Genomic DNA, 26195 nt, shown 5'->3' with positions numbered 1-26195 from the left:
GCGTGGTCAGTCGTCCAGCAGGCCCGACGTCGCGACCAGGTAGCCGAGTTGGGCCCGGCTGTTGCTGCCCAGTTGCTCGGAGACCTTGCGCATGTGCTCGGCCACGCTGCGGCGGCTCATGCCGATCCGGCGGGCGATGGCGGCGTCCGTCTCTCCGTTGACGACGGCCTGGAGGATGGCGCGCTGGAGGTCGGAGGTGACCACGGGCGTGCGCAGCGGCGCGCGTTCGGGGCGTACGGGGACCGCGCGTGACCATGCCTCGTCGAAGTGGCGGACCAGGAAGCGGACGAGCGAGGGGTGGCGGACGCGCAGCGCCGTGTGCGGATCGTCGGAGAACGGGATGAGGGCGAGGTCCCGGTCGAAGACGATGAACCGGTCCATGACCTCGGGCAGCGTCCGGATCTCGGCCCCTTCGGCGGTCACCTGCTCGATGTACGCGAGCGTGGTGCGGTCCGAACGAACGGTGTGCTGGTAGAGGGTGCGCTGGCGGATGCCGCGCCGCAGGTTGTCCAGGTCGCGCGGGAGGGACTCCTCCAGGATGTGGGCGGGACGTCCGCCGCCGGGGTGGGCGGTGCGGACCTCGGCACGGCAGCCGGCGGCACCGGCGACCAGAGCCTTGGCGATGACGGCCTGCCCGGAGAGCCGGGTGAGGGCGGGGCGTTCCTGGCGGTTCATCTCGGCGTAGAGGCCCTCGAAGGCGGCGAGTGTGGCGCGGGTGGAGCGCAGGGTGCGCCGCTGCTCGGCGATCGCCTCCTCGATCGGGGCGAGGGCGGCGAACGAGGCGGTCTCCGGTGGTACGGGGATGAGGCGGCCGGGGGCCTCCCGGTCGGCCACCATCAGGTGCAGGGACCGCAGGCAGGGCGGTGCGGCGTCGGCCGGGAGGCCGCCCTCCGTCAGCGCACGGCGATAGGTCGCGAGCGCCGCCTCGCAGGGTTGTTCCGGTATCGACCGGTCCGAGGGTGATTCACGGCAATCACATACCGGTGAGGGGGAATGATCGTCCTTCACAAGGATGCAGATTACCTTTGTGCAATCGGGAGCCGCCTGCCCCGCGTCCGTACTCGGCGAGTATGTCCGGGTGACATCTGGAATCGACGGCGCGGACGGGCCGAAGGCGAACGAACCGCTGGGCGAGGCCGGGAAGAACCGGGACAGGGCGGTCTCCGAACGCCGTTTCCGATTCCTCGTCGCCGGATACGCGGTGTCTTCCTACGGCACATTCCTGAATATGGTGGCGCTCAATCTCTTCGTCTACGAGACGACGGGCCGGGCGTTGGCCATGGGACTGTTCATGGCGGTGCGGCTGGCGTCGGGATTCGTCGCCGGGCTGGTGGTGGGCGGCCTTCTCGCCCGGTTCAGCGCGAAAAGCGTGATGCTGTGGGCAAATATCGGGCAGGGCGCCGTGATGCTGCTGCTCGTCCTGGCGCCGGACGGTCTGCTGACCGGGGCGCTGATGGCCGTCTCGGTGGTGATCGGGGCGTGCGGCACGCTGTTCATGGTGGCGCTGCGCAGCTCGATCCCGGAGATGGTCGGCGAGGACCGCAGGGCCTGGGCCAACTCGCTCTCGATCACCGGGCGTTCGCTGGCGATGGTGGCGGGGTTCGCCTCGGCGGGCGTGGTGGTCACCCTCGTCGGGTACACCGCCGCCTTCCTGGTCGACATGGCGACGTTCGTGATCTGCGCGGTGACAGTGGCGCTGCTGCCGATCGCGGGCGGCAGGGGAGCGGGTGGCACGGCGGCGGACGACGGGGCGGCGGCTGACGGGGCGATGGGCGGCACGGCCGGTGAGGGAGCCGGGGCCGAGGAGGTCCGGGGCGGCCGCCGGTGGCGGCCGGTGGCCTTCCTGGCGCTCGCCGCGGCCCCCGGACTCGGCCTGATGGTGGCGTTGCGCGGGGTGGACGCGTTCGGCTCCTCGTCCCACAACGCGGCCCTGCCGATCTACTCGGCCTCGCTGGACGCGTCGGACCCGGCCGTGTTCGTCAGCGCGTTCTGGTGTGTGTGGGCGCTCGGCAACATCGGGGCCCAGCAGGTGATCCAGCGGTACGCGCAGCGCACCGGCCGCTCGGTGGGGGCGCTCGGTTTCGGCTACGGCACGGTGGTGATGTCGGCCGCGTTCATCGCGGTGTTCGCCGGGTTCCCGTTGGCGGTGACGGCGGTGATCGCGCTGGTCGCGGGGGCCGCGGACGGCCTCACGGAGGTCTCGTACACCTCGCACCTGCAGACACTTCCGGCCGGTTTGCGCGCGCACGCCTTCGGGCTTTCGGCCACCTTGGAGAATCTCGGCTTCGGCGTCGGCATGATCCTCGTGGCGGCGGCCCTCGACCGGTTCTCCCCGCTGGTCGTGGTGGGCTGGTCCCATGGCGCCGCCATCGTCGTCGCCGCCGTGTTCCTGCTGAGGGTGGCGGCGCTGCGGCGGGCGGGGCGTACCGAGGGGGCTGGGCGTGCTGGGCTGCGAAAGGGAGAGGCCGTTGAGGGACGACCGGATCGCGGTGATCGGGACGGCGCTGAGGTTTCCGGGGGCTGACACCCCCGAGGCGTACTGGCGCGACATCCGGGCGGGGGTCAGCCACGTACGCCGGTTCGGCCGGGCCGAGTTCGCGGCGGCGGGGCTGCCCGCGGAGCGGTACGGACAGCGCGGGTTCACCGGGGCGAGCGCGCTCCTGGCGGAGGTGGACGGCTTCGACGCCGGCTTCTTCGGGATGAGCGGGCGGGAGGCCGAACTCACCGATCCCCAGCACCGGTTGTTCCTGGAGTGCTGCTTCCACGCGCTGGAGGACGGCGGTTACGCGGGTGGGCGCCGGGACGGGGGGCCGGGGCCGGACGGCGGGCCCCTACGGATCGGGGTGTACGGCAGTTCCGGCTACCGCCTGTACTCGCTGCACAGCTATCTGGCGGAGAACCTGGCGGCGGAGGCCGCCTCGGGCGACTGGATGACCGCCAAGCAGGTGCAGGTCGGCACCTACCCGGACTTCATCGCCACCCGGACCGCCTTCCGGCTCGGGCTGACCGGGCCCGCGCTCACGGTGTCGACGGCCTGTTCCAGCTCCCTGGTCTCGGTGCACCTGGCCTGCCAGGCGCTGCGCGCCGGGGACGCGGACCTGATGCTGGTGGGCTCGGCCGCCCTCCATCTGCCGCAGGTCGGCGGCCAGGTCCCGGTGAAGGGCTCCACCCTCTCCCCCACCGGCACCGTGCGGGCCTTCGACGCGGAGGCGGACGGCACGGTCGGAGGCAACGGGGCCGCCGCCGTCCTCCTCAAGCCGCTGGCGCGGGCGCTGGCCGACGGCGACACCGTGCACGCGGTGATCCTGGGCTCGGCGGTCACCAACGACGGCGCGGAGAAGGGCTTCGGCGGCGACGCGGGCGCGGGGCCCGGCGGATCGGGCCGAGGGGGGTTCGCCGCTCCCGGAGTCGCCGGACAGCGGGACGCGGTGCTCGGGGCGCTGCGCGCGGCGGGGGTGGACGCGGCGTCGATCGGCTATGTGGAGGCGCACGGCACGGGCACCCTGAAGGGCGACCCGATCGAGTTCGCCGCCCTGACCGAGGCGTTCCGCGTCCACACCGACCGGTCCGGGTACTGCGCGCTCGGCTCGACGAAGCCCGCCATCGGCCATCTGGACAGCGCCGCCGGACTGGCCGGTCTGATCAAGGCCGTCGAGGTGCTGCGCCACGGGGTGGTCCCCCCGCTGGTGAACTTCGCCCGCCCCAACCCGGCGCTGGCGGTGGACGACAGTCCGTTCCTGCTGCCGGTACGGGAGCGGGGCTGGCCGCTGCCGGGGGTGCGGCGAGCCGGTGTGCACGCGATCGGCATGGGCGGTACGAACGCTCATGTGATCCTGGAACAGGCGCCGGAGGCCGTGCCCGTCGTACCTGCCCCGCCGTCGGCCCCCGTGCCCGCGCTGCTGCCGCTCTCGGCCGCGGACGGGGACGCCCTGCGGGCGTACGCCGGTGCGCTGCGGGACCGTCTGGCGGGCGACGCTCCCCCGGCCCCCGCCGATCTCCTGACCACCACCGCGCTCGGCCGGCGGCTCCTGCCGCACCGGCTGGTGGTGACCACCGCGGACCCGGTCCTCGGCCTCGACGCGTTCCTCTCCGGGGCCCCGGCGGGCGAGGCGTACGCGACCGGGGTCGTGGGCGGCGTCCGCCGGCCCGTGTTCCTCTTCAGCGGGCAGGGCGGCGGGCATCCGGGCATGGGCGCCGAACTCGCCGCGCGCTTCCCGGCGGTGGCCGAGGCGCTGGAGCGGTGCGCCCGTGTGTACGCCGAGGAGAGCGGACGGGGCGACTTCCTCGACCGGATCGTCGGCGGGCGGGGCCCCGGCCGGTGGGACACGGCCTTCGCGCAGCCCGCCCTGTTCGCCCTCCACCTCGCCCAGGCCCGGCTGTGGCAGTCGCTCGGGGTCGTCCCGGTCCGGGTCGCCGGGCACAGCGTCGGCGCGTACGCGGCGCTCTGCGTGGCCGGGGCGCTGGAGGCCGAGGACGCGATGCGGCTGGTGTGCGGGCGCGGGCGGCTGATGGAGGAACGGTCCGCTCCGGGGGCGATGGTCGCCGTGTTCGTCCGCCGGAACCGGGTGCGGGAGCTGCTGGCGGCCGTCCCCGGACTGGAGCTCGCCGTGGTCAACGGGGCGGCCCACCACGTGCTGGGCGGCCCGCCGGAGGCGGTGGACGCGGTCCGGGAGCTGCTGGCGGCGCGGGGGGAGGCCGCTGAGGTGCTGGCGGTGGACCGGGCGTTCCACACGGCGTTGCTCGACCCGCTGCTGGAGGAGTTCCGGGCGCTGGCCGAGAAGGTCGGAATCAGCGCGCTGCACACGGAGTTCATCGACGGCATCGACGGCACGGTCCGCCCCGCCGGGTGGCGGCCGGACGCCGCGTACCTGGTCGCGCAGGCCCGTCGCACGGCCGACTTCGCCGCCGTCCTGGAGCGGCTGGGCCGGAGCGCCGGGGCCGGGGGTCCCGAGGACGGTCCTCCGCTGCTGGTCGAGCTGGGGCCGTCGGCCGTGCTGACGGGAATGGTCCGCCGGTCGTTGCCGGACGCGGTCTGCGTACCGACACGGGACGGGGAGCGGGCGGTGGCCGCGCTGCACTGCGCCGGGGCCCCGGTGGACTGGGCCGCGCTGCTCGACGGCTGCGGCGGCCGGCGCGTCCGGCTGCCCACGTATCCCTTCCGGCGCCGGTCGTACTGGAGGGGCCCGGCTCCGTACACACCCCCGGCGTCCGCCGCGCCGCACAGTCCGCCCGCACCGCCCGCACCGCGTGGTCCGCTCGGGCCGCCGCGGGAAGCGCCCGGTCGCGGGGCCGCTCGTCCGTCCCCACGCTTCCCGGAGGATCGCATGCTCGAACAGGACGTTCTGGAAAGGGTGTTGGCGCTGGCCGCGCACCATCTCGGCCACCGGCCCGACGAGGTCGAGGCGGACCGCACGTTCGTCGGGCTCGGCGCGGACTCGCTCCAGCTCATCGGGATGGTGCGGCAGTTGGAGGCGGAGTTCGGCGCGGAGATCAGCATGCGGGAGATCCTGGAGGAGGCGGGGACACCCCGTCTGACGGCCGCGCTGATAGCGGGGCGGGCGGCCCCCGCGACGACGGCGCACGTTGCTCCGACACCCCTGCCGTCCCCCCTCCTCGCCCCCTCTCCGTCTCCGTCTCCGGCCCCGTCCCCGTCCCCGCCGCCGTCCGCAGCCGAGGCACGGGACGCCCGGGCGGCTGCCGCCGTCGCGTCCGGCGGCGGCGCACCCGGCACGGACACGTCCGCCACCAGGACCACGGCCCCCGAGCCGCCCGCGCCCGTCTACGCCACCCGCGCCGAGGTCGCCGCGTTGTCCGAGCAGATACGCCGCGTGGCCGAGACGCAGGCCGCGATGATCACCCAGCTCTCCGAGGCCGTCGCGCTGCTGACCGCCCGCACCGGCTCGGACGTCCGATGAGCGCGGGGACGGCCCCGTCCGCCGGCAGTGCCGCCGCCGTGGCCAGGGCGGCGGAGCTGTCGCGTGCGCTCACCGCCCAGCTCGCGGCGGCGCGGGAGGCCGGAGCGGAGTCGGTGCCACGGGCCAGGCCGGAGGCCGTACCGGGAGCGGCACGGGACGCGGCCCGCGCGACGGGGACGCCCGCCTCGGCGGGACCGACCGCCTCGCCCGACGGGACCGGGCGCCCGGAGGCCACCGCCGCGGCCGGCCACGGCCCCCGCCTCGTCGTGGACCCGGCGGGCGGGATGGCGGGGGCAGGGTCCGACGCGGCCCAGCGGGCCCACACCGCGTCCCTGATCCGGCGGTTCACCGAGCGCACCCGCACCTCCAAGGAGCTGGCTCAGCGGCACCGTTCGGTGCTGGCCGACAGCCGGGCCGTCGTGGGGTTCCGGGACGCCACCAAGGAGATGCTCTACCCGATCGCCGCCCGCTCGGCGCACGGCTCCCGCCTCACGGACGTGGACGGCAACGACTACACCGACATCACCATGGGGTTCGGCGCGCTGCTCCTCGGCCATGAGGCGGAGCCGGTCACCGAGGCCGTGCGCCGCCATCTCGCCGACGGGCTGCGCTTCGGCCCCCGGTCCCCCGACACCGGGGAGGCCGCCGCCCTGCTCGCCGCGCTGACCGGCATGGAGCGGGTCGCCTTCGCCTCGTCCGGCACGGAGGCGAACTCGGCGGCGATCCGGCTGGCCCGTGCCGCGACCGGGCGCGACAAGGTCGTCATGTTCCGGGGCTCGTACCACGGCCACATCGACTCCGTCCTCGGCCGCCCCGGCGCCCCGGGGCAGCACGCCGTACCCGTCTCGCGGGGCATTCCGGCCAGCGCGGTGGCGGAACTGATCGTGCTGGAGTACGGGGCCCAGGAGGCGCTGGAGACGATCGACGCCCTCAGGGACACGATCGCGGCCGTGCTCGTCGAGCCGGTGCAGTGCCGCAACCCCGGTCTGCGGCCGGTGGAGTTCGTGCGGTCGCTGCGCGAACTCACCGCCCGGCGCGGCATCGTGCTCCTCTTCGACGAGATGCTGACCGGCCTGCGTCCCCACCCGCGCGGCGCGCAGGCCCACTTCGGTGTGGTGCCGGACCTCGCCACGTACGGCAAGGCGCTCGGGGCGGGGTTCCCGATCGGCGCGGTGGCCGGGCGGGCGGACCTGCTCGACGGGGTGGACGGCGGGTTCTGGCGGTACGGGGAGCCGGGCGGGCCCTCGCGCGAGACCACGTTCATCGGCGGGACGTACATGCAGCACCCGCTGTCGATGGCGGCGGCCCGTGCGGTCCTCACCCACCTCACCGAGCGGGGGCCCGGACTCCAGAGCGGGCTGAACGCCCGTACCGGGGCGCTCGCCGACCGGCTCAACTCCTTCTTCCGCGACGAGGAATTCCCTCTGGAACTGGCCCACTTCGGGTCGATGTTCCGCTTCCGGCACCGGGCGGACCTGGAGTTGCTCTACCACCACCTCCAACTGCGCGGCGTGTACGTATGGGAGTGGCGCAGCTTCTACCTGTCCACCGCCCATACGGAGGACGACGTGCACCGGGTCGCGGAGGCGGTGGAGGGGTCGTTGCGCGAGCTGCGCGACGGCGGGTTCTTCCCCCGTCCGGTCCGCGCGACGGCCACGAGGCGGGACGGAGTACCGCGGCCCGCACCCGACTTCGGGATCTACTTCTTCGGCGGCCACCCGGAGGCCGAAGAGCGGGCCGCGTCCGACAGGACCGCTGCCCCGGAGGCGTACGACAGCCTCCTGGAGACCGCGCGCTTCGCCGACGAGCACGGATTCTCGTCGGTCTGGCTGCCGGAGCGGCACTTCGACTCCTTCGGCGGGCTCTTCCCCAACCCCTCCGTGCTCGCCGCCGCCGTGGCCCGCGAGACCGGGCGCATCCGGATCAACGCGGGCTCGGTCGTCCTGCCGCTGCACGATCCGGTGCGGATCGCGGAGGAGTGGTCGGTGGTCGACAACCTCTCCGGCGGACGGGTCGGCATCGGCTGCGCCACCGGCTGGCACGCGCGGGACTTCGCCCTGCACCCGGACCGGTACGCGGACCGGCGGCGGATCGCCTTCGACCACCTGGACGAGGTGCGGCGGCTGTGGCGGGGCGAGGCGGTGCGGCGGCGCACGGGCGAGGGCGTGGAGGCGGAGATCCGGGTAAGGCCGCGCCCGGTGCAGGGGGAGCCGCCGTTCTTCCTGGCCACCTCCGGGCGGCGGGGCTCGTACGAGGAGGCGGCCCGGCGCGGTCTCGGGGTCGTCACCAACCTGATGGGCCAGACCGTGGAGGAACTGGCCGCGAACATCGGGCACTACCGGCGTACGCGGGCGGAGTGCGGGCTCGACCCGGCGGCCGGGCGGGTGACGGTGCTGGTGCACACGTATCTCGGCGACGACCACGCCACCGCGCGGGCCGAGGCGCTGGAGCCGATGGTGCGCTACCTGCGGTCCTCGCTGCTGATGCGCTCGGCGGCGACGGCGGCGGGGCAGCGGCGCGAGGACGTGGCGGCGGCGAGCGAGGAGGACCTGGACTACCTGTTCCGCCGCGCCTACGACCGCTACTGCGACCGGCGGGCGCTGATCGGCACCCCCGCGACCGTCGCCCCGTTCGTCGACGCGCTGCGCGGGGCGGGGGTGGACGAGATCGCCGCGCTGGTCGACTTCGGGATGGACCGCGAGCGGCTGAGGGCGGGGCTGGCGCACCTGGACGTCCTGCGCCGCCGGACGCGGGAGCGGGCGGCGAACCCGGTGGAGCCCGCCGTGCGGGAGACCGTCGCGCCCGCCACCTCCGCGCAGCGTCGGCTCTGGCTGGCCGCGCAGGTGCTGGAGAACCCGGCGGCGTACAACGAGACGCAGGCCGTGAGGCTGCGCGGGCCGCTGGACGTGGACGCGCTGCGGGCGGCGGTGGACGGGCTGGTCGAACGGCACGCGGGGCTCCGGACCGTGTTCCGGGGCGACGGACGGGCCGGTGTCGTCCAGGTCGTGCGCGAGGGGCTGCGCATCCCGTTGGCGCTGTCCGATGCCCGGGGGACGGACCCGGAGGGCGCGATCGGGGCGCTGCTCTCCGAGGAGAGCGGCCGGGCCTACGACCTGGCGGAGGGGCCGCTGTTCACGCCCCGGCTGCTGAGGCTGGCCGACGACGACCACGTCCTGGTCCTCGGTATGCACCACATCATCACGGACGCGCACTCGGCCGCGTTGGTCGCCGGGGACCTCCAGGAGCTGTACACGGCGGCCCGCGCCGGGCGTGCGCCGGTCTTCGCGCGGCCCGCCGGGACGACCGTCGGGGCCCCCGAGCCCACCCGCGACCCGGCCGACCTGGCCTGGTGGCGGGAGCTGCTGGGCGAGAAGCCCCCGGTGCTGGTCCTGCCGACGGACCGGCCGCGCGGCCGCCGGGTGGCGGGCCACGGCGGGTCGGTGGCCCGGACCGTGGGCCGGGCGGCGGCGGACCGGCTGCGGGAGTGGAGCGGGCGGCAGGGGGTGACCCTGTTCGCCACGCTGTGCACGGCCTGGCAGGGGGTGCTGCGGCGGAGGTCGGGCCAGGACGCGTTCCTGCTCGGCACGACGTTCGGGCGGCGGAGTCCGGAGACGGCGGACACGGTGGGCTTCCATGTGGCGCTGCTGCCGCTGTCGCTTTCCGCCACCGACGCCACGCCTCTGCCGGAGGCCGTACGGGCGACGAGCCGGGCTCTGTTCGCGGCGGAGGAGCACAGCGGGGTGGACCTGGACGCGCTGCTGGCAGCCGTGCACCCGGATCCGGGGAATCCGCGCCCGCTGGTGACCGTTTCGGTCGATCTGGACCGCGCGGCGCTGGCCGGAATCGAGCTGCCGGGTCTGCGCGCGGAAGCGGTGCCGGCCGGGACGGAGTCGGCCCCCCTGGAGCTGGCGCTGATGGCCACCCACGCCCCGGACGGGGGTCTGCGGCTGCGGCTGCGCTACGACGCGGACCTGTTCGACGCGGGCACGGCGGACGCGTATCTCGCGGATCTCGCGGAGCGGTTGGAGGCGATGGACGAGCCGCGGGCAGAGCCCGGCGCACGGCCGGACCAGGACACCGCCGCCCGCCTCCGCGGGGTCTGGGAGTCCGTCCTCGATCTGCGCGGCTTCCCCGACGACGCCAACTTCTTCGATCTGGGCGGCAATTCGATCGCCGCGATCCGGCTGGTGAACCGGGTGCGCGACACCCTCGGGGTCGCCTATCCCCTGACGGACTTCTTCGCCGAGGCCACCCTCCGGGCCATGACGGCGCAACTCGCGGACGGCACACCGCCGGTGGCGGGGCCCGGCCCGTCGGCCGTCGTCGACCGCGCCCCCGTCAGCGACCAGCAGGCCCGGATGATCGCCGGGCACCACGGCGTGCCCGACCCCGCCGTGTGGAACGTACCGACGCGGATCACGTTCACCGGCGCGCTGGACCCGGCGGCCCTGCGGTCCGCCGTGTCCGAGGTGGTCGCCCGGCACGACGCGCTGCGCACCCGGTACGTCCAGGAGGACGCCCCGGACGGGCCGTGGTGGCAGGAGGTGGTGGCGGCCGAACCGGTGACGCTGCCGGTGGAGGACCTGACCGGGCTGCCGGCCGGCGAGCGGCGGCCCCGCGCGGACGCCCTGTGCCGGGCGGACGCGGCAGCCCCCTTCCAGCTGGGGCGGCCCCTGGTGCCCCGGACCCGGCTGCTGCGGGTCGAGGAGGACCGCTGGGAGCTGATGTTCGTCCTGCACCACGTGTGCGCGGACGGCTGGGCGTTGTCCCTGCTGCTCTCGGAGATCGCGGCGCTGTACACGGCCGCCGCCACGGGCGTCCCGCACGGCCTGCCCGCCCCGGCGATGCAGGCCCCCGGATACGCCCGGTGGCAGCGTGAGCACCACGATCCGGGCGTCGAGGCGGAGCGGGCCGCGTTCTGCGCGCGCTACCTGGACGGGGTGCCGCCCGCCGTCCCCGTCCCCACCGACCGGCCGCGCCCGCAGAAGCTGAGCGGGCGCGGGGACACCGTGCGCGGGGTCGCGCCGGGTGCGGTACGGGCGGCGGTGGAGGAGCTGGCGACCGCGCGGGGCACCACTCCGTTCGCGGTCGCGGCGGCGGCCCTCGGGGTGTTCCTGACCCGGCTCTCGGGGGAAACGGACACCTTGCTGAGCGTGCCGTACGCCAACCGCGAGTCCATCGCGTCGGAGTCGCTCGTCGCGATGACATCCACCGCGGTGATGGTCCGCGTGCGACTGGATTCGGCCAATCTTGAGGAGACCTGCGCGGAGTTCGCGGTCCGTACGGGTGCGGGCGCGCTCGGCGCCATGGCCCATGTCCTGCCCACCGCGCGCATCATGCGGGCGATGCGGGACGCGGGCGCTGTCGGCGTCCCCGACCGGGTGCCGCACGTCCTGGCGTTCCAGAACTCCGTGGACACGGACATCGAGATCCCCGGTCTCCGGGTCGAGGTGGCCGATCTGGCACCGCCGCTTTCCCGCAGCGAACTGTGCTTCGGGCTTGCGCCGCGCCGGGACCCCGCGAAGGGTTATCGAACGTTCCTGGAATTCTCCACCGACCTGTGGGACCACCCGACCGCCCACGCCCTGCTCTCCTCGTACACCGACCTGCTCGCGGAGTTCTGCGCCCGGCCCGACCGGCCGGTGCGGGAACTCCTCGGGGATCGCCCCTCGACCGGGCGCTCCGCACCCTCGCACCCACTGCCCGACACCGGAAAGGCGGACGCCGTATGACTCCGGCCCCCCACCGCAGCCACACCGACGACCTGCTCGCCTTCATCACCGCCAGCCCCTCCCCGTACCACGTGGTGGCGAGCGCGGCCCAGCGCCTGGAGAAGGCCGGTTTCCGCGAACTGCGCGGTACGGACGACTGGACGGGGGCGACGGGAGGCTGCTTCGTCAGCCGCGCCGGCGCGCTGATCGCCTGGTACGTCCCCGAGGACGCGCCCGCCCACGCCCCGTTCCGGATCGTCGGCACCCACACCGACTCCCCGAACCTGCGGGTCAAGCCCGCACCGGACACCGGGACCGCGGGCTGGCGGCAGATCGGCGTGGAGATCTACGGCGGGGTCCCCCTGAACACCTGGCTCGACCGGGACCTCGGCATCTCCGGCCGGCTCGCCCTGCGCGGCCCCCACGGCACCCCGCGCAGCCGACTGGTCCGGATCGACGAACCCCTGCTGCGGGTCCCCCAGTTGGCCATCCATCTGGACCGTTCGGTGAACGAGGGCGTGGCGCTGGACCGGCAGCGGCACATCGCGCCGGTCTGGGCGCTGGGCGAGCCGCGTGAGGGCGAGCTGCTGCGGCGGGTCGCGGCGTCCGCCGGGGAGGACCCGGCGGACGTGCTGGCCTGGGACCTGATGCTGCACGACGTGCAGCCGCCCGGATACCTGGGCGCGGACCGGGAGTTCGTGGTGGCGTCCCGGCTGGACAACCAGGTCTCGGTGCACGCCGGGGTGACCGCGCTGGTGAACGCGGCGACGGGGGCCGCGCGGCCCTCCGTCGTACCGGTACTGGCGGCCTTCGACCACGAGGAGGTCGGCAGCGGTTCCGAGACGGGGGCGCAGAGCCCGCTGCTGGAGCGCGTCCTGTCGCGGTCCGTCTCGGCGCGCGGCGGCAGCGGGGAGGACTGGTCACGGGCGCTGGCGGGCGCGTTCTGCGTCTCCGCCGACATGGCGCACGCCGTGCACCCCAACTACGCGGACCGGCACGACCCCGACCACTGCCCGCTCCCCAACGGCGGCCCGACGGTCAAGGTGAACGTCAACCAGCGGTACGCCACCGACTCCACCGGCATCGCGGTGTTCACGGCGGCGGCGGAACGCGCCGGGGCCCCCTGGCAGCCGTTCGTCTCCAACAACGCGATGCCCTGCGGCACGTCGATCGGCCCGCTCACGGCGGCCCGGCTCGGCGTGACGACGGTGGACGTCGGGGTGCCCGGCCTGTCGATGCACTCGGCGCGCGAGATGTGCGGGGTCGACGATCCGGGCCACCTCGCCGCGATCCTCACCACGATCATGACCGGGGAGTGACCACGGTCCGGGCCGACGGCCGCCGGAGGAAGCGGACGCCGGAAGCCCGGACCCGGTGAGCCGGGCCCCCCGTATGGCCGGACCCCCCGTAAGGGCGTAGGGCCGGACCCCCGTAAGGCCGGAGACCGGGTGGGCCCGGACACCGTGGGCCGGACTCCGTGAACAGAGCGAAAGAGAAGCGAAAGAGAACAGGATCGACCGTGGCCGACGAAGACACCGTCCTCATCTGCCTGCCCTTCGCCGGGGCCGGCCCCTCCTTCTTCACACCCTGGCAGCACCTGGCACCGGAGGGTCTGCGGATTCTCCCCGTCTCCCTGCCGGGCCGCGAGAAGCGGTTCGCGGAGCCCGCGTACACCTCGGCGGCTCCGGCCGCCGACGACGCGTACGCGCAGGTGGCGGCGGCGCTCGGCAGCGGGGCGGGGGGCGGCGGCCGGGCCGTGCTGTTCGGGCACAGCATGGGTGCCGTGCTCGCGTACGAGGTGGCGCACCGGATCGAGCGGTCGGGCGGGGCGATCCGCCTGGACGCGCTGGTGGTCAGCGGTGCGCCCGGCCCGTGGACGCCGCGTACGGACCGGGCGGACGGGCTGCCGGACGAGGAGTTCGCGGCCCGCGTCCGGACCTTCGCCGGGTACGACCACCCGGCGCTCGCGCACCCGGAGATGCGGGAGCTGCTGCTGCCGACGCTCCGGGCGGACGTCCGGCTCCACGAGACGTATGTCCCCTCCTTCGAGGGGCCGTTGAGCGTTCCGGTGCTGTCGGTCCGGGGGCGGGACGACGCCCTGGTCGGCGCGGCGGAGGCGGCCGGGTGGGGCCGGGCGACGACGGGGAAGCTGACGGTGGCCGAACCGGCCGGCGGGCACATGTACCTCGCCGAGCGTCCGGGCGACCTGCTGGACCTGGTGGCGGCCGGGGTACGCGCGGCGGGGGACCGGTGACGGGCGAGGGCGGCGGGAAGCCGGTGACCGGGGACGGTCGCGGTCCGGGGCGGCTCGCGGGGCGGACGGCGCTGATCACCGGGGCGGCGCGGGGTCTCGGCCGGGCCTGTGCGCTGGCGTTCGCCCGTGAGGGGGCGGACCTGCTGTTGCTGGATGTGCCGGGCGAGCTGCCCGGCGTGCCGTACCCGCTCGGTTCGGCGTCCCAACTCGCCCACACCGCCGCCCTCTGCGGGGAGTTCGGGTCCGCCGTGCTGACCCGGCAGGCGGACGTCCGGGACCTGGCGGCGCTGGAGTCGGCGGCTCGGGCGGCCGAGGAGCGGTTCGGGCGGATCGACGTGCTGGTCAACAACGCGGGGATCGCCGCCCCTTCGGGCCGTCCGGCACACGAGATCACCGAGGCCGAGTGGCAGCTGATGATCGACGTGGACCTGGGCGGCGCGTGGCGGGCGATCCGTGCGGTGGGGGCCCGGATGGTGGCGCGGGGGTCCGGGTCGATCGTCAACGTCGCCTCGACGGCCGGGCTGGTGGGCTACCGGCACTTCGCGGGGTACGTCGCGGCCAAGCACGGGCTGGTGGGCCTGACGAAGGCGGTGGCCCTGGACTACGCGCCCCGCAAGGTCCGGGTCAACGCGGTGTGTCCGGGCTCGGTACGGGACGACGGGGCGATGGAGGGCCGGATGCTGGCGGAGATCGCCCGCTCGCTGGAGGTGCCGGTCGCGGAGCACGAGGCGGCCTTCGTCCGGGACCAGCCGATGAACGCGCTGGTGGAGCCGGACGAGGTGGCGAGCGCGGTGCTCTGGCTGGCCTCGGACGAGTCCCGGCAGGTGACGGGCAGCGTGGTCACCGTGGACGGCGGGTTCACCGCCCGCTGACGCCGGGCACCGCCGTGTTCGGCCCCGTTCCCCGTTCTTCCGCCTGTTCCGCCGTGTTCCGCGAGGACCCGGTCCGCCCTCTTCCGCGAGGAGTCGCGCTCGTGCCGCCCGTCCAGCACACCCTGACGCTCCGGCTGCCGCCGGGCACCGATGAAGCCGCGCTCGCCGCCGTCCTCGCGGCGGCGGCGGAACGGTGGTGGCCCGGTGAGGGCCGCCCCCGGCTGTGGACGGAGACCGTCCCCGCCCCGGCCGCCTCGGACCGGGCCGTCCGCCGCCGCGCGGCCGAGGCCCGCCGTCCGCTCGCGCCGGGCCACCGGCTGCGCGCGGTGCTGCTGCTCTACCGGGACGGGGACGGACAGGGCGCACCCGGCCCCGACCTCGTGCTCACCGCCGACGCCGCCGCGCTGGACGCCCGCTCGGTGCGGCTCATCGGCCGGGTGCTGCGGGGCGACGCGGCCCCCGGGGCGGTGACCCCGGTCGACGGCCCGTACGCCCTGGACCTGCGTCTGGACGAGGCGACCCGCCGCCTGGCCGGGGCCCTCGCGGTGACCGCCGGACGGTACACGGGCGCGGCCTCGGTGCGCGTCGCCGTCCCCGTACCGGCCCGTGACCGGCCGCCGTACGCACTGGGGGCGCTCGACGGGTACGCGGTGTTCACGGCTGACCTCTCGCCCGGCCGTACGGTCGCGGAGCTGCTCGCCGCCGAGCCGGTCGCCCCGGCCGGGGGCGAGGACCCGCCCGCACTGGAACTGGTGGCGGGAGACGGGACGGGGGTGACGGCGGGAGACGGGACGGGGCTCCCCGCCCTGCCGGCCGGCGCGGACGCCCTCCCGGTACCGGCTCACCACGTGCACCGCGTCTGCCGGGCGCTGGCCGAGGCTCCGCCCGGCACGCCGCTCGCACGGCTCGATCCGCTGAGCGAGCAGGAGTCCGCCGCCCAACTGGCGCTCGGGGCGACGCGCACGGCCCCGCCCTCCCCCCGCATCGACGAGGCGTTCGCCGTCCGGGTCGCCGCCCACCCGGACGCGCCCGCCCTCACCTGCGGCTCCACCACCCTCTCGTACGCCGAACTCGAGGCCCGAGCCGAGGCGTTGGCCGACGGCCTGTACGCCCACGGCGTCCGTCCCGGTGATCTCGTCGGGCTCTGCCTGGACCGCTCGGCCGACCTGGTGGCGGCGATGCTCGCCGTCCTGAAGGCGGACGCGGGGTACGTACCGCTGGACCCGGAGCATCCGGCGGACCGGCGGGCGCGCACCGCGCGGGACGCGGGCGTCCGGCTGACGGTCGAGGACCCGGCGGACCTCACGGGCCACGCGCCCCGGCCCGCCGCGCCGCGCGGAACGCCCAGCTCCTCCGCGTACGTCATCCACACCTCGGGCTCCACCGGCCGCCCCAAGGGGGTCCTCGTCCCGCACGCCAACGTCACGGCCCTGGTGGACGCCGTGCGGGAGGATTTCGGCCTCTCCCCCGACGACACCTGGACGTGCTTCCACTCGGCGGCGTTCGACTTCTCGGTGTGGGAGATCTGGGGCGCGCTCCTGACGGGCGGGCGGCTGGTGGTCGTGGACCACTGGACCACGCGCTCGCCGGAGGACTTCCACGCCCTGCTGGTCCGGGAGAAGGTCACCGTGGTGAGCCAGACCCCCTCGGCGTTCACCCAGCTCGCGGCGGCCGACCGGAGCGCGGCGGAGGCGGCCGCCCCGCGCCTGGTGGTGCTGGGCGGCGAGCCGCTGGACGCCCGTCCGCTGGTGGACTGGTTCGACCGGCACCCGGAGGACCGCTGCCGGGTCGTCAACATGTACGGGATCACCGAGACCACCGTCCATGTCACGGCGGCCACGGTGACCCGCCGCGAGGCCCTCGCCGGTTCCCGGTCGGTGGGGCGGCCGCTGCCCGGCTGGTCGGTCCGGGTCCTGGACGCGTACGGGCGGCCGGTGCCGCCGGGTGCGCCCGGAGAGATCCACGTGGGCGGCGCGGGGGTGGCCCTCGGCTACCTGGACCGGCCCGCCCTGACCGCCGAACGCTTCGTCCCGGACCCCCTGGACCCGGCGGGACGACGGCTCTACCGCAGCGGCGATCTCGGACGGCTGCTGCCCGACGGGAGGGTGGAACACCTGGGCCGGATCGACGACCAGGTGAAGGTGCGGGGGTTCCGGATCGAGCCGGGCGAGATCCGGCACGTCCTGCTGGAGGACCCGGCGGTGTCGGCGGCGGCGGTCACCGTGACCGGCGGCGGGACGGGGGACGCTGCGGCCGTGCGGATCGACGCGTACGTGGTCCCCGCCCCGGACGCGGACGGGGACCCCGGACCCGTACGGGAGCGGGCCGCCCGGCTGCTGCCCGCGCACATGGTGCCCGCCACGGTGACCGTGCTGGCGGCCCTCCCGCTCACCGCCCACGGCAAGCTGGACCGGGCCCGGCTGCCCGCGCCGGGGTCCGGGCCTCGCCGTCCCCCTGCCCCGGCGCCCGCACGGACCGGAGCCGGAGCCGGGCCCGCCGCCGGAGCCGGGCCCGCGTCCCCGGACGCCGTCCTCGCCGCCGTCTGGCGGGACGTGCTCGGTGTCCAGGAGGTCGGACCGGACGACGACTTCTGGGACCTGGGCGGCAACTCCCTGTACGCGATCCGGATCGGCGCCCTCGCCCGCGAGCGCGGGCTGCCCGGCATACCGCTGCGCCAGCTGTACCTGACCCCGACCCTGGGCGCGCTGTCCGAGGCCCTGGCCGAGGAGGCTCCGGCCGAGGAGGCGTGACGCGGTCGCCCCCGGCCGGGAAGGCAGGACATCGGGGGCGTGGGGCGGGGGCACGACACGGGGGCGGCCGCACCGTCACGGCCGCCCCCGTTCCCGGTTACGCGAAGCGCTGCTTCGCGCTGCCGTCGCACGTCTGGAGCCTGAGCGGGTCCTTCGCCCCCGCCAGCGTCAGACACAGGCCCGTCGCGGCGGCCGGGCGGATCGTGCCCGCCTGCCGGACGAACTTCTGGTTGGCCGCGCCCGAGCAGTCCCAGACGACGAGCGTGGCGCCGGCGTCGTACTTCGCGCCGGGCACGTCGAGGCAGCGGTCGTGGCTGAGCGCGGTGCGGGCGGTCTGCGTACCGCTGTCGTACCACCAGTTCTGGTTGCGCCCGCCGTGGCAGTCCCAGCCGCCGATGGCCGTGCCGTTACGGGTGACCGACGCCGGCACGTCCACACAGCTGCCGGTGGCCTCGTTCTTCAGCGGGGTGAACACGTCGTCCCAGGCCGCCCGCGTCAGGACCGGGTTCCCCGTGCTCGCCGGGTCGGCGCAGCTCGCCTCGCGCAGCCCGGAGCCGTACATCTGGGTCAGGCAGGACGCGAAGGCCCGGTGGCCGGCCGCGTTGGGGTGGAAGGACTGCCGGACCGAGTTCTCGTCGGGCAGGCCGGGCTTGGTCAGGTCGATGTAGAGGCCGCGCGCCCAGGGGCTCTCGCTGCACACCTCGTGACCGTGGAAGAGCCGGGAGTTGTCGAGGTAGGCGGCCCCGGTGCTCGCGGCGGCCTTGCGCATGCCGACCTGGAAGGCGGGCACGGCGGTGTTGCGGCCCCAGACGGTGTCGGAGTCGTAGCCGAGTCCGCCGCAGGCCAGCTTGCCGGGGAACCTCGGGTTGTCGTGGAAGTCCGGGCCGATGGGGCTCGGGTAGCCCATCAGGACGAGCTTGTAGTCGTTGTTCGCGTATCCGGCGTCCGTCATGACGGTGCGCAGGTCGCGGACGGTCTGCTCGACCTTGGGGACCAGCGCGTCCACACGGGCCTGCCAGCCGCCCGCGTACTTGGGCTCGCACGGGCCCTGGAGGCTGATGTAGCGCACCACGCAGTCGGTCATGACGGGACCGAACTGGAGGTCGTCGTTGGCCCCGGCGACCAGCACGATCATCTTGATCCGGGTGTTGCGGGCCTTGATCGCGAGGCTGTCGCTCTGCACGAGCTCGTCGGCGTACTGCTTGTTCCCGCCGATTTTGATGTTCCCGGTATAGGCCCCGGAGCAGGAGACGTTGTACGTGACGTCCGCCGCGATGCCCGTGCGGTGGATGGCGGCCTCCGGCGAGCGGTGGCACCAGTTGTCCGGCCCGTTGGTGCCGGGGTCGTAGGTGCCGACGCCCTCGCCGGAGATCTCGCTGTCGCCGAGCGAGATCAGCCCGGTCTTGCGGTCGCCGAGCGGCCGCTCGGCGGGGCTCCCGTACAGCTGGGTGGCCTCGGCCGCGCGGACGGCTTCCAGGGCGGGCGGGAGAGGAGTGGATGCGATAGAGCTGGTACCCGACTCCGTCGCGCCCGCGGGTCCGGCGGCGGCCATACCGCCGACGGCAGCCGCGAGAGCGACGGCGGCGGCGATCGTACAGCGGAGCCGGCGAAGGCTTCGGTGCCCTCGAACTCTGGTGCTGGTGCGCCTCATTGCGCCTCCCGGTAAGTGGTTACCCCCGGTATTTACTGGGCGGTAGGCCGCTTGGGAATACATAGAACAAGACACGTGCTCATCTTTTTCAGGAGGTTTAAACACCATGGTCGACAGGTCAGTCCCCACATCGGCCGATATGCCGGGCCCCGCCCCCGACGGCGACGGGTTCCGGATCGAGCACGACTCGATGGGTGAGGTGCGGGTTCCCGCGGACGCCAAGTGGCGGGCCCAGACCCAGCGGGCGGTGGAGAACTTCCCGATCTCCGGGCAGCGCCTGGAGCGGGCGCACATCGAGGCGCTGGCCCGGATCAAGGGCGCGGCCGCCCGGGTCAACGCCGAGCTGAAGGTGCTGGATCCGGACATCGCCGCCGCCATCCAGGAAGCGGCGGAGGAGGTCGCCTCGGGCCGCTGGGACGACCACTTCCCGGTGGACGTCTTCCAGACCGGGTCGGGTACCTCCTCGAACATGAACGCCAACGAGGTGATCGCCACCCTCGCCACCGAGCGCCTGGGCCGCGAGGTCCACCCCAACGACCATGTGAACGCCTCCCAGTCGTCCAACGACGTCTTCCCGTCCTCCATCCACATCGCGGCCACCACCGCCGTCACCGCCGACCTGATCCCGGCGCTCGATCATCTGGCCGACTCCCTGGGGCGGAAATCGGCCGAATTCGCGGAGGTCGTGAAGTCCGGCCGTACCCACCTCATGGACGCCACCCCGGTCACCCTCGGCCAGGAGTTCGGCGGGTACGCGGCGCAGGTCCGCCACGGCGTGGAGCGGCTGCGCGCCTCCCTGCCCCGGCTGGCCGAACTGCCCCTGGGCGGCACGGCGGTGGGCACCGGCATCAACACCCCGCCCGGCTTCTCCGCCGCCGTGATCGCGGAAGTCGCGGCGGCCACCGGGCTGCCGCTCACCGAGGCCCGCGACCACTTCGAGGCGCAGGGTGCGCGGGACGGGCTGGTGGAGACGTCCGGCCAGCTCAGGACCATCGCCGTCTCACTGACGAAGATCTGCAACGACCTGCGGTGGATGGCGTCGGGGCCGCGCACCGGCCTCGCGGAGATCGCGCTGCCCGACCTGCAGCCCGGCTCGTCGATCATGCCGGGCAAGGTCAACCCGGTGATCCCCGAGGCGGTCCTGATGGTGGCGGCCCAGGTCACCGGCAACGACGCGACGGTGGCCGCTGCGGGCGCGGCCGGCAACTTCGAGCTGAACGTGATGCTCCCGGTGATGGCGAAGAACCTGCTGGAGTCCGTACGGCTGCTCGCCAACGCCTCCCGGCTGCTGGCCGACCGCACGGTCGACGGCATCACCGCCGACGTGGAGCGGGCCCGCGCCTACGCCGAGTCCTCGCCGTCCGTGGTGACCCCGCTCAACAAGTACATCGGCTACGAGGAGGCGGCGAATGTCGCCAAGAAGTCGCTCGCGGACGGGACGACGATCCGCGAGACGGTCCTGGCCCTGGGCTACGTGGAGCGGGGCGATCTGACGACGGAGCAGCTCGACGAGGCGCTGGACGTGCTGCGGATGACCCGCCCGTGACCGGCGGTTCCGGGGCCCGGCACGGCTCTTTCGCGGGCCGGGCCGGTCTCCGGACCGGGCCCGCGGCGGCCCGGCCGGCCCCCGGTCCCGGCCTCGGGTGAGCTGAGTCGCAGCGGGACGGAGGGAGCGCTCCGTAAGATCTCTCCATGACAGGTACGGGAGAGAGCACACGCTGGGCGCCGGGGGACCAGATCCTCTGGCGCTACCGCGACAACGGCCGGGCCCACGGGACGGCCGGGGTCCCGCCCGTGCACATCTGCCGCCCGGTGACCGTCGTCCAGGACACCGACGACCTGCTCGCCGTCTGGATGGCGCCCGGCACCGAGTGCGTACGGCCGGTGCTGGCGGACGGCACCCAGGTGCACGCCGAGCCGCTGGCCACCCGCTACACCGCGCCGCGCACCACGGCCCGTTCGACCTGGTTCGGCTCCGGCGTGCTGAAGCTGGCCCGGCCCGGCGAGCCGTGGTCGGTATGGCTGTTCTGGGACCGCGGCTGGATGTTCCGCAACTGGTACGTGAACCTGGAGGAGCCCCGCAGCCGATGGTCCGGAGGGGTGGATTCCGAGGATCACTTTCTCGACATCTCCGTGAACCCCGACCGGAGCTGGAGATGGCTGGACGAGGACGAGTTCGCGCAGGCGCAGCAGGTCGGCCTGATGAACCGGAGGACCGCCCTGCGGGTCCGGCAGGCGGGCCTGGCGGCGGTGGAGGTGATCACCGGGTGGGGGTCGCCGTTCCGGGACGGCTGGGAGCACTGGCGGCCCGATCCGGCGTGGCCGGTGCCGCCGCTGCCGGATGACTGGGACCGCACCCCTGCCCGTATGCCGTCGTGAGACCCTGGAAGAACCCTTCGGGTGGTCCGGTCGGCAGGCCCGGACGCACGGAGGGCCGATCGCCGCAACCAGCGGACGCCACACCGGGACTGACCGCACGTCATCGCGCCGGCCGCGCGGAGGTTCGGGCCACGGGCCCGGACGTTCCGCTCGGACGCGGGAGCCACTACGAGGGGGTGGAGACATGCACGCTGTCCGCCGCGCGCTCGCCACGCCCGCCGTCGGAGGGGTCGCCCGTCGGCCATGTCCGCAGCGTTCGGTTTCGGCCCCTTCATCGGGGGCATCCGGTGACAGCCGTTGTTCTTCCCGCGCTTGCCGGGGCACAGTAGCGCCCCACGAGGTGACTGCCTCATACAACCGGCCCGGACGGACGGAATCCCACGCGTGACGGAGCACCCCACCTCCCACGAAGGCCGGCAGCCGCTCGCGGCCCGGCAGCAGGAGCGCACCCGGCCCCGGCAGCAGGACGCCGCTGCCGCAGCCGCGGCGGCCGCGGTGCCCGCTCCGGCCGCCGCGCCCGGCCCGGTTCCCGGAGCGGCCGCCGTCGCCGAAGCACAGGCGGCCACCCGCCGCGAGGGCGACCGGCTGCGCTTCGTCGGCGCGGCGACCCGGCGGATCGCCCGCGGCATCGATCTCGACGAGATCGTGCTCGGGCTGTGCCGGGCCAGCGTCCCGACCTTCTCCGACGCGATCCTCGTCTATCTGCGCGATCCGCTCCCGGTGGGCGACGAGCGCCCGGTGAGCCCGTTCGTGCTGCGGCTGCGCCGCAGCGACCGGCTGCGCGTCAGCGACGAGGAGGGCGCCGAGGCGGTCGGCTCCGAGACGGAGCGGCTGCGCCCGCTGATCCTCGATCCGCAGGCCGATCTGATGCCCGCCGCCGAGCTGTGCGAGGTGCGGCCGGGCGGTGCGCTGGCCGAGGTGCTGCGCGGGGTGCGGCCGGTCTTCGGGGACTCGGCGGCGGCGCGGGCCGCGCTGCCGGAGCTGCTGGGTCCGGGCCGGTCCGTCCCCACCGGCCACCGGGCGATCCTCGCCCCGCTGCGCGGACGCCGCCGGGTCATCGGCGCGGCGGTCTTCGTACGCGGCACCGAGCGGCCGGCTTTCGAGGCCAGTGACCTGCTGGTCGCCGCCCAGTTGGCGACGCACACGGCGCTCGGCATCGACAAGGCCGTGCTGTACGGGCGCGAGGCCTACATCGCCGACGAGCTCCAGCGCACGATGCTGCCCGACTCGCTCCCCCAGCCCACCGGTGTGCGGCTCGCCTCGCGCTACCTCCCGGCGGCCGAGACGGCGCGGGTGGGCGGCGACTGGTACGACGCGATCCCGCTGCCCGGCAGCCGGGTCGCGCTGGTCGTCGGCGATGTGATGGGCCATTCGATGACGTCGGCGGCGATCATGGGCCAGCTGCGGACGACGGCGCAGACCCTGGCCCAGCTCGACCTGCCGCCGCAGGAGGTGCTGCACCACCTGGACGAGCAGGCGCAGCGCCTCGGCAGCGACCGCATGGCGACCTGCCTGTACGCGGTGTACGACCCGGTCGCGCACCGGATCACCGTGGCCAACGCCGGACATCCGCCGCCCGTGCTGCTGCACCTGGGCGGGCGGGCCGAGGTGCTGCGGGTGCCGGCGGGCGCCCCGATCGGGGTGGGCGGCGTCGACTTCGAGGCGGTCGAGCTGGACGCGCCGGCCGGGGCCACGCTGCTGCTCTACACCGACGGACTGGTGGAGTCGCGGCTGCGGGACGTGTGGACGGGCATCGAGCAGCTGCGGGAGCGCCTCGCGGCGACCGCCCAGCTCACCGGGCAGGACCACGCGCCGCCGCTGGAAGCGCTCTGCGACGACGTGCTGGACATGCTCGGGCCCGGCGACCGGGACGACGACATCGCGCTGCTCGCCGCCCGCTTCGACGGTATCGCGCCGAGCGACGTGGCGTACTGGCACCTGGAGCCGGAGGACGCCGCACCGGGCCGGGCGCGCCGGCTGGCCCGCCGGGCGCTGAGCCGGTGGGGTCTGGACGACCTGGCCGACGAGGTGGAGCTGCTGGTCAGCGAGGTGGTCACCAACGCCGTGCGCTATGCGGAGCGGCCGGTGACGCTGCGGCTGCTGCGGACGGACGTGCTGCGCTGCGAGGTCGGCGACGACTCCCCGCAGCTGCCCCGGCAGCGCAAGGCGCGGGAGACGGACGAGGGCGGGCGCGGCCTGTTCCTGGTCAACCGGCTGGCCCGGCGGTGGGGCGCGACGCGGCTCTCGACGGGCAAGGTCATCTGGTTCGAGATGGCGGCGCGGGCGGCTCAGTAGAGGTCCCGGCACGGCAGGAGGGGGCGGGCCCTGCCGGGCCCGCCCCCTCCTGCCGTCGTCACGGCCTCACCGCGGGGCCGCTCCGTTGCCGCCGGGCCGCTCGCCCGGCTGGCCGTCGCTCTCCCCGGGCAGCGGCGGGAACTCCGGGTCCGTGGGCGGCGTGCTGGTCGGCGGGCTGCTGCTGGTCGGCGGGGCGGGGGTGGTCGGGGTCTCGCTGGGCGTCTCGCTCGGCTTCTCGGAGGGGGTGTCCGACGGGGTCGGCTCCCGGGACTCGCTGGGTTCCTCGGAGGGCGTGTCGGACGGGGTCGGCGGCGCGGGCACCTCGCCGCGCTCCACGTCCTGCAGGTCGAAGGTCCGGTCCGAGCCGCCGCCGAGGGCGCCGAGGGTGTAGTCGGCCCAGATGCGGGCCGGGAAGCCGCCGCCGTTGGCGCGGCCGGAGTTGGCCGTACCGGTGAGGGAGACCTGCTTGCGGCCGCCGTCGCCCTCGCCGAAGAGGGCGACGACCGTGGTCAGCTCCGGGGTGTACCCGGCGAACCAGGCCGACTTGTTGTCCTCGGAGGTGCCGGTCTTGCCCGCCGCGTCGTAGGCGGAGGTGTTGGCCTCGCGGCCGGAGCCCGCGTCGACGACCCCGGTGAGCGCCTTGGTGACGGTGTCGGCCGAGGCGCGGCTGATGGCCTGCTCCCGCTTGGGCTTCTGCGGCGTCACCGTGCGGTCGCGGTGCTCGGCGGACTGGAGGATGTGCGGGGTGACCTTCCGGCCGTGGTTGTCGAGCGTGGCGTACGCCCCGGCCATGTCCCAGGTCGAGGCGTTCATGGTGCCGAGGCTGACGGCGGGGCGCTCGGGGAAGTTCTTGTCCGGTACGCCGAGGGCGAGCGCGGTCGCCTTGGCCTTGGCCGGCGACACGTCGACGATCATCTGCGCGAAGACGGAGTTGACCGAGTTGTTCATCGCCTGCTGGACGGAGATCCGACCGTAGCTGCGGTCGTCCTCGTTCTGCGGGGCGAACGGGGTGTCGCTGCCGACGACGGGCCGCTTGCTGGTGCCGTCGTAGACGGTGTTGAGCCCGATCAGGCTGCCGTCCTGGGTCGTCGACTCGTTCTCCAGGGCGGAGGCGAGCACCAGCGGCTTGAAGGTGGAGGCGGGCTGGTAGTCCTGGCGGGTGGCGTTGCTGATGTAGTGCTTGACGTAGTCCTCGCCGCCGTACAGCGCGACGACCTTGCCGGTCCTGGGGTCGACGGAGGTCGCACCGGCCTGGACGGTGGCGTCGACCTTGTTGCCCTCGCGGTCGAGCTTGGACTCCAGCTGGTCGTCCACCGACTTCTCCAGCGCCTTCTGGCGCTTCTTGTCGACGGTGAGCGTGAAGGTCCAGCCGCCGGCCAGACGGTCCTCCTCGGTGACGCCCTGCTTCTCCAGCTCCTTGTTGGCGGCCTCGACGAGGTAGCCGGCCTGGCCCTCCATGCCGGGGGCGGCCTTGGGCTTCTGCGGGACGGGGAACTCCAGGCCGGCCTTCTCGGACTCGCTCAGCCACTTCATCTCGACCATGTTGCGCAGGGTGTAGGCCCAGCGTTCCTTGACGAGCTTCTTGCCGGTGGGGGTCGCGGAGTTCCAGTCGTACTGGCTGGGGGCCTGGAGGAGGGCGGCGAGGTAGGCGCCCTGCGCGACGTTCAGGTCCTCGGCGTCCACGCCGTAGTACGCCTGGGCGGCGGCCTGGACCCCGCTCGCGCCGCGTCCGTAGTAGGCGGTGTTGATGTACCCGGCGAGGATCTGTTCCTTGGACTGCTTCTGGTCCACCTTGAGCGAGATCACCAGCTCCTTGAGCTTGCGGCTCACGGTGGGGTCCTGCGTCAGGTAGTAGTTCTTCACGTACTGCTGGGTGATGGTCGAACCACCCTGCTTGCCCTTGCCGCTGAGGGTGTTGAAGAGAGCGCGGGTGGTGCCCTTCAGGTCGACGCCCTGGTCCTTGTAGAAGGTCTTGTTCTCGGCGGCGACGAAGGCGTGCTGGACCTTCTCGGGCACCTGCTCCAGGTCGACTATCTGGCGGTTGACGCCCTTGCCGGTCCGGGCGAGGACGGTGCCGTCGCTGTACTTGTAGACGTTGCTCTGCCGCTCCGCCATGGCGTTGGCGGCCGGGACGTCGACATACAGGTAGAGCGCGCCGAAGGCGCCCATGCCCAGCAGGACGATCCCGAAGAACGTGCCCAGCAGCTTCTTCCATGTGAAGAGTCCGCGTATGCCGCCGCTCTTCCGGTCCCCGCGCGTCTCCCGCGCCCGGGCTCGTCGCGCATCCGCTCGACCCATTGGTGTGTAGCTCCCGCTTCTCTGCTCGACCGGCTAGCTCGGTCTCGTCAGTTCGCTCAGACCTGCCAGC

13 protein-coding genes are annotated in these 26195 nt (G+C 74.4%); 10 read left to right on the top strand and 3 right to left on the bottom strand.

Annotated elements, in window-relative coordinates:
• Positions 1–6: 6 nt before the first annotated feature.
• Entirely contained in the window at positions 7–1008 is a 1002-nt protein-coding gene (locus tag QFZ71_RS20085; protein WP_307669569.1) for a LuxR C-terminal-related transcriptional regulator, read from the bottom strand.
• Positions 1009–1228: 220 nt separating this feature from the next.
• On the opposite strand from QFZ71_RS20085, the gene QFZ71_RS20080 reads away from it, so the two are divergent.
• From QFZ71_RS20080 to QFZ71_RS20050, 7 genes are all read left to right on the top strand, one after another.
• A complete protein-coding gene (locus QFZ71_RS20080) occupies positions 1229–2524 on the top strand; it encodes an MFS transporter (protein ID WP_373465203.1) in 1296 nt (431 codons plus the stop codon).
• Positions 2469–5915, top strand: a complete 3447-nt coding sequence (locus tag QFZ71_RS20075; protein ID WP_307669568.1) for a type I polyketide synthase — start codon at positions 2469–2471, stop codon at positions 5913–5915. The genes QFZ71_RS20080 and QFZ71_RS20075 overlap by 56 nt, the downstream gene beginning before the upstream one ends.
• Positions 5912–11647 carry a MupA/Atu3671 family FMN-dependent luciferase-like monooxygenase gene (locus QFZ71_RS20070; protein WP_307669567.1) on the top strand — a complete coding sequence of 1912 codons (5736 nt, stop codon included), beginning with the start codon at positions 5912–5914 and terminating at the stop codon, positions 11645–11647. The genes QFZ71_RS20075 and QFZ71_RS20070 overlap by 4 nt, the downstream gene beginning before the upstream one ends.
• Positions 11644–12945 (top strand): M18 family aminopeptidase, encoded by a 1302-nt coding sequence (locus QFZ71_RS20065; RefSeq protein ID WP_307669566.1) that lies wholly within the window; start codon positions 11644–11646, stop codon positions 12943–12945. The genes QFZ71_RS20070 and QFZ71_RS20065 overlap by 4 nt, the downstream gene beginning before the upstream one ends.
• Before the next feature lie 200 nt (positions 12946–13145).
• On the top strand, positions 13146–13880 hold the full coding sequence (locus QFZ71_RS20060) for a thioesterase II family protein (protein WP_307669565.1): 735 nt from the start codon (positions 13146–13148) through the stop codon (positions 13878–13880).
• The gene (locus tag QFZ71_RS20055) at positions 13877–14752 is read left to right on the top strand and encodes an SDR family oxidoreductase (protein ID WP_307669564.1); all 876 of its coding nucleotides are present in this window, start codon (positions 13877–13879) and stop codon (positions 14750–14752) included. The genes QFZ71_RS20060 and QFZ71_RS20055 overlap by 4 nt, the downstream gene beginning before the upstream one ends.
• A gap of 101 nt (positions 14753–14853) precedes the next feature.
• Positions 14854–17502 carry an amino acid adenylation domain-containing protein gene (locus QFZ71_RS20050; protein WP_307669562.1) on the top strand — a complete coding sequence of 883 codons (2649 nt, stop codon included), beginning with the start codon at positions 14854–14856 and terminating at the stop codon, positions 17500–17502.
• 97 nt (positions 17503–17599) lie between these two features.
• Here the strand turns inward: QFZ71_RS20050 and QFZ71_RS20045 are convergent, their stop codons facing one another.
• Positions 17600–19153 (bottom strand): ricin-type beta-trefoil lectin domain protein, encoded by a 1554-nt coding sequence (locus tag QFZ71_RS20045; RefSeq protein ID WP_307669561.1) that lies wholly within the window; start codon positions 19151–19153, stop codon positions 17600–17602.
• Between the two features lie 139 nt (positions 19154–19292).
• Here QFZ71_RS20045 and QFZ71_RS20040 point away from each other — a divergent pair, with 139 nt between their 5' ends.
• The 3 genes from QFZ71_RS20040 to QFZ71_RS20030 all read left to right on the top strand — a co-directional run bounded on the left by QFZ71_RS20040 (position 19293) and on the right by QFZ71_RS20030 (position 23827).
• A complete protein-coding gene (locus QFZ71_RS20040; RefSeq protein ID WP_307671523.1) occupies positions 19293–20699 on the top strand; it encodes an aspartate ammonia-lyase in 1407 nt (468 codons plus the stop codon).
• Positions 20700–20845: 146 nt separating this feature from the next.
• The gene (locus QFZ71_RS20035) at positions 20846–21532 is read left to right on the top strand and encodes a DUF402 domain-containing protein (RefSeq protein WP_307669560.1); all 687 of its coding nucleotides are present in this window, start codon (positions 20846–20848) and stop codon (positions 21530–21532) included.
• A gap of 384 nt (positions 21533–21916) precedes the next feature.
• Positions 21917–23827 carry an ATP-binding SpoIIE family protein phosphatase gene (locus QFZ71_RS20030; RefSeq protein WP_307669559.1) on the top strand — a complete coding sequence of 637 codons (1911 nt, stop codon included), beginning with the start codon at positions 21917–21919 and terminating at the stop codon, positions 23825–23827.
• Between the two features lie 66 nt (positions 23828–23893).
• Here the strand turns inward: QFZ71_RS20030 and QFZ71_RS20025 are convergent, their stop codons facing one another.
• A complete protein-coding gene (locus QFZ71_RS20025; protein ID WP_307669558.1) occupies positions 23894–26125 on the bottom strand; it encodes a transglycosylase domain-containing protein in 2232 nt (743 codons plus the stop codon).
• Positions 26126–26195 lie beyond the last annotated feature (70 nt).

Origin of the sequence: Streptomyces sp. V2I9, from assembly GCF_030817475.1 — a bacterium.
Lineage (GTDB): Bacteria > Actinomycetota > Actinomycetes > Streptomycetales > Streptomycetaceae > Streptomyces.
The sequence above is the reverse complement of the archived record's forward strand: the minus strand, read 5'-3'. Positions and strand labels throughout refer to the sequence as shown.

Coding starts and splice junctions, on each gene's coding strand:
- QFZ71_RS20080 (WP_373465203.1), top strand. CDS start 1,229: ATGGTGGCGCTCAATCTCTTCGTCTACGAGACGACGGGCCGGGCGTTG.
- QFZ71_RS20070 (WP_307669567.1), top strand. CDS start 5,912: ATGAGCGCGGGGACGGCCCCGTCCGCCGGCAGTGCCGCCGCCGTGGCC.
- QFZ71_RS20065 (WP_307669566.1), top strand. CDS start 11,644: ATGACTCCGGCCCCCCACCGCAGCCACACCGACGACCTGCTCGCCTTC.
- QFZ71_RS20045 (WP_307669561.1), bottom strand. CDS start 19,153: ATGAGGCGCACCAGCACCAGAGTTCGAGGGCACCGAAGCCTTCGCCGG.
- QFZ71_RS20040 (WP_307671523.1), top strand. CDS start 19,293: ATGCCGGGCCCCGCCCCCGACGGCGACGGGTTCCGGATCGAGCACGAC.
- QFZ71_RS20035 (WP_307669560.1), top strand. CDS start 20,846: ATGACAGGTACGGGAGAGAGCACACGCTGGGCGCCGGGGGACCAGATC.
- QFZ71_RS20025 (WP_307669558.1), bottom strand. CDS start 26,125: ATGGGTCGAGCGGATGCGCGACGAGCCCGGGCGCGGGAGACGCGCGGG.